A 1,661-nucleotide genomic window follows, 5' to 3' on the forward strand; every position below is an offset into this window, starting at 1 on the left:
ACGGCGCCCGGCATTTCAAATCCTACGACGACAAGGGCCGACTGACCGTCGAGCAGGACCCGCTGGGCGCGGTGACGGCGTATCAGTACGACGACGCCGGACGCTTGGGCGCGCTGTTTCCGGGTGAGGATGAGCCGACATCCTACGAGCATGACAATGGTTTCGTACGGGTTGTGCGGCGTGGTGAGGCGGTCTGGAAATACGAGCGTAATGAGCAAGGCGATGTCATCCGCAGGATTGATCCGGACGGCGACGCGACGGATTACAGCTACGACAAGCGGGGACAACTGACGGGGGTCTGGTATCCCGACCACAGTTGTCATCGGCTGGTGTGGAATGAACGTGGGCAGCTTGTTGAAGAACAGCTGCCCAATGGCGGGATCAAGCGCTATCGCTATGACGACTTGGGGCGGCAGGTTGCGCGGGAGGATGAATACGGCGCGCTGACTCAGTATCAATGGGACGCTGTAGGACGCTTGACTCGCTGGGTACTGCCGGACGGCGCTACGCGGGAATTCAGCTACAACCCCTACGGAAAAATCATCGCCGAACGCGATGAACTCGGCCACGTCACCCGCTACGAATACGCCGACGGCCTACACCTGATCAGCCGCCGCATCAACGCCGACGGTACTCAGGTCAAGTACCGCTACGACAATGCCCGCCTTTTGCTAACTGAAATCGAAAACGAAGTCGGCGAAACCTATCAACTGGACTACCACCCCAACGGCCTGATCCGACAGGAAACCGGCTTCGACGGCCAACGCACCGCCTACGTCTACGACCTCAACGGCAACCTGCTGGAAAAGACCGAACACGGCGACGACGGTAGTCAGCTTGTTACCCGTTACGAGCGCGACTATGCCGGTCGCCTCGTAAGAAAAACCCTGCCCGATGACAGCGTTGTTGATTATGCCTACGACCGCCAAGGCAACCTCCTCAGCGTCGAAGACGGCCAATGGGCGCTGGCCTACGAGTACGACAAACAAAACCGCCTCACTGCTGAGCACCAGGGCTGGGGCACCTTGCGCTACGGCTACGATGCCTGCGGTCAGTTAAAAGACCTGCGCCTGCCCGACAACAACCGCCTGACCTTCAACCACGACAAAGGCGGCCACCTGGCCACCGTCGAGCTGAATGGCGCACTACTGACCTCCCACCTGTTCCACGCCGGTCGCGAACACCAACGCCAACAAGGCCAACTGCTCAGCCACTACCACTACGACGACCAAAACCGCCTGCACGCCCACGCCGTCACCCAGCAAGAAAACCACCTTTACCAACGCCAATACGACTACGACAAAGCCGGCAACCTCGCCCGCCTGATCGATACCCGCAAAGGCGAACACCGTTACCGCTACGACCCACTAAACCGCCTGACCCGCGCCGATCACTCGCAGGATGTGCAGGAGCGTTTCGCCCACAACCCCGCCGGCAATGTGCTTATGCAAGACAGGCCGGGGCCGGACATCGTGGCGGGCAATCGCCTGATGATCCAAGGCGATCACCATTACGACTATGACGCCTTCGGAAATCTAATAAGAGAACGGCATGGCAAGGGTCATGCACTCGTCACCGAGTACCGCTACGACTGCCAGCACCGGCTGATCGGCGTCACCCAACCCAACGGCCAAACCGCAAGCTATCGCTATGACCCGTTT

Annotated in this window: 1 pseudogene; it reads left to right on the top strand. The window is 59.8% G+C overall.

What is annotated here, in order from left to right:
- Positions 1 to 1,661: pseudogene (locus tag BFP96_RS31520) on the top strand (type IV secretion protein Rhs); the annotation flags it as partial.

It is taken from the genome of Pseudomonas sp. 34 E 7 (genome assembly GCF_900005715.1).
Lineage (GTDB): Bacteria > Pseudomonadota > Gammaproteobacteria > Pseudomonadales > Pseudomonadaceae > Aquipseudomonas > Aquipseudomonas orientalis_A.